Annotated in this window: 3 protein-coding genes; all 3 read right to left on the bottom strand. The window is 44.5% G+C overall.

Annotation, left to right across the window (positions count from 1 at the left end; genetic code table 11):
- Positions 1-89: 89 nt before the first annotated feature.
- The 3 genes from T491_RS0115155 to T491_RS17250 all read right to left on the bottom strand — a co-directional run bounded on the left by T491_RS0115155 (position 90) and on the right by T491_RS17250 (position 2737).
- Positions 90-1880, bottom strand: coding sequence for an IS66 family transposase (locus T491_RS0115155; RefSeq protein WP_028904626.1), 1791 nt, complete (start codon positions 1878-1880; stop codon positions 90-92).
- 120 nt (positions 1881-2000) lie between these two features.
- On the bottom strand, positions 2001-2336 hold the full coding sequence (gene tnpB, locus T491_RS0115150) for an IS66 family insertion sequence element accessory protein TnpB (protein ID WP_028904625.1): 336 nt from the start codon (positions 2334-2336) through the stop codon (positions 2001-2003).
- Positions 2330-2737, bottom strand: coding sequence for a hypothetical protein (locus T491_RS17250; RefSeq protein ID WP_197018887.1), 408 nt, complete (start codon positions 2735-2737; stop codon positions 2330-2332). Before T491_RS17250 ends, tnpB begins: the two co-directional genes overlap by 7 nt.
- Between the last annotated feature and the right edge of the window lie 76 nt (positions 2738-2813).

The following is a 2813-nucleotide window of genomic DNA, read 5'->3' as shown; positions in this document are numbered from 1 at the left end:
GTAAACTGTCAATTTTGACGTCCAAGCTTAAAAACAGCCTTTTAGGGCAGCTATCGCTACCTGAAGCGTCTAAATCGTATTAAACTTTATTATTTTTTAATACCGATGTTCATCGGTAACATGTTCTCATAATCTGTTCTTCCTTGCATGATTGCCTTGAAGAATTCCTTAAAATACTCCAGCGTTGATACGCCACACATCTTACACGTCTCGATAAACGTGTGGTAGATGACTGACACTTTAGCACCAGCATGGCTACCAAAAGTCAGCGAGTTTTTGCGCTCTACAGTCATAGGGCGAAGCGTGCGTTCTGCAAGTGAGTTGTCGATGCAATAACGACCATCTTTTATGTATAGGAAGAGTTGATCCCAGAAGCTCTTCAGATAGTTAAGAGCCTTCTGCATTAGGTCTCCTCTCATACCATTTCCGTCTACCAAAAGTTTATCTAACCGCTGCCGTATCTGGGTGATGATTTTGATCGTCTTTTCGCCTTGCCTTTCTTGCCGTATCTGCTCTGGAGTAAGATGCCTCATCCGATACAGTTCTTCCAAATCATACAGCCGTCCGATATTCCTGATAAAGTATTCGGCTTCTTCATCCTTACCTTGCTCAAGAGCATATTTAAACTTGGCTCTTGCATGGGCAAGACAGCACAGGTGATCCACATCCACCAGTTCCTTGTCCAGATACATATAGACATTGAATCCATCCGACTGGAGAGCATCTATCTCGGTCCTGTCAAGGAATTCACGGAGCACCTTGCGACCACGGCTTCCGTCATCGTAGAAGTAGACAGCTATTTTGGCTTCCTTGTTTACCATGCACCAGATGTATTTCTTACCGTACTTACCGGCTACCTTCACTCTGCACCATGTCTCGTCGCAGTTTACAACAGCACCCTTGGCCAGAAGCTTCTCCTTCAGGATTGGAAGCACCTTATTCAGATACTCTGATCCTTTAACAAACCAGTTGTATACGGTATTGCGGCTGACGTTCATCTTATTGTTAAGCAAGCGCACCATCTCGCGGTAAACCGGAGTGTTCATGTGGTACTTGTTGAATACAAGATTGGCAAGCAGCGAGCATGAGGCGTGAGTGCCTGGGATGCGGTCAATCTCTGCTGATTCCTCTGCTTTGGGGAAGTAACCCTTGCGCATAATACCGTCTTTATCCTTGTAGATAATCATCTCGTAATCGTGCTGTACAATATAGGATACCTGCTCGTAAGTAGACTCGTAAACACTTTTGATAATTGTAGCTCCTTCGGGGAGAAGATTAACATCCGACTCGTGTACGATGCGGTTATCAGCATTCATCGTCTGGTATTTCAGGCCTATGCGGTTCTCGTAACTCTTCTTAGTCTGCTCTGCTGACTCCGGATCAGCGTCTGAAGATGATGTATCTGTCTGTGAAGTAGAGCTCAAAACCGCACCATTCGTACCATCGAAGTCGTCCTTATCTTTCTCTCTGTCCTGTACAGGTGCAGCCTTCTTCTTGGTGCCCTTCTGACTGGTAGAGCCAAAGCGGACTTTGTTACCCACTGATATCTGCGAGAGCAGGTCGTTAACCTTCTGCTGAAGAGTCTTGTTCTGAGTGGTGAGGTCAGCCACCTGATTGGTCAGTCTGTCGATAGACTTCAGCAGGTTTGTCTGAGTCTTCACATCCTGCTTATGGGTATCCCTCAGGTCCTTCACCATATCCTTCAGCTCCTGGTTCTCCTGAGCCCTCTCATCCTCGCGTTTAACAAGGAAGTGTATCATTGATATCAGCTGGTCTTTTTCCATAGAAGCGTATGGATCTTCCGCAGAGATTGGCTCCGTTCCCATCCCCTGCAGACGTTGCATCATCAGCACTCGCTTCAATAATTCGTCCTTCTCCATACCTTCTAATTACTCTACAAAGGTACAAAAAATTTTCGAGATATGCAAGCTTTTTAGTCATTTAATTTGCTGATTATCAACGTTTTACACAAAGTTTAACACTTTATTTTTACAGGTATTCTATTTAATTGTAAGTTGCTTAATCACAGGTGATTCGAGCACTGCCACCAGATCTTTCCAGTCGATGGAATAGACAGGTTTGTCCTCTACAAACTTCAGTTTCATAAACGTGTATCCGTTGGCAAAAGTCTTCTGGTGTACATAATAGGCATTCTCCTCAAAATTCACCATCTTAACCGTTCTCTGGTTCTTCGACATGAAGATAAATACGTCACCATTGCTGGTGTTGAGATGATGCTTGTGTTTTACGATTTCAAGCAGCCTGTGAGCGCCACAGCGCATATCATTGATATCGGGTACGAAATAGAATTTCTTTAATCCGGAAATGGTCAGCATACCACCTCCAATCTCTCAATCAGATGCTTGAGTTCGGTGAAACTTATTCCCGTCTTCACAATCTTCATCCCGTCGGGGAATTTGATGCTGATGGAGATCTTCTTGTTGATGTTGGCCACCCGGTCTGCAGGATACTTAAAGGGATGCCTCACGGGATCGTGCACCTTACTCTCCTCACTCACCTTTGCTGCTTCTGACTGAATCTCAGCCTCTTCTTCAGCGGGCATCCCAGTCACTGCTATCGGATAAACCTTCTTATGCGTCTTCCTGTACCATTTGTCGAAAGTTGGGAAATCAACCCCGTGCTTTGTGCAGAATTCCTCTATCGAGATATTCTTCGGGAGGCCCTCAGCCTGGTACAAAAACCAAAGGCTCTCAAAATCTTTACTACTGTATACCATTTGTCTCATTCTTAAAACGAGCCCAAAGGTATCATTTTCCCATTTCATGCACAATACGTCAAAATTGACAGTTTAC

The organism is Prevotella sp. P6B4, from assembly GCF_000619985.1.
In the GTDB taxonomy this organism is placed as follows: domain Bacteria; phylum Bacteroidota; class Bacteroidia; order Bacteroidales; family Bacteroidaceae; genus Prevotella.
The sequence above is the reverse complement of the archived record's forward strand: the minus strand, read 5'-3'. Positions and strand labels throughout refer to the sequence as shown.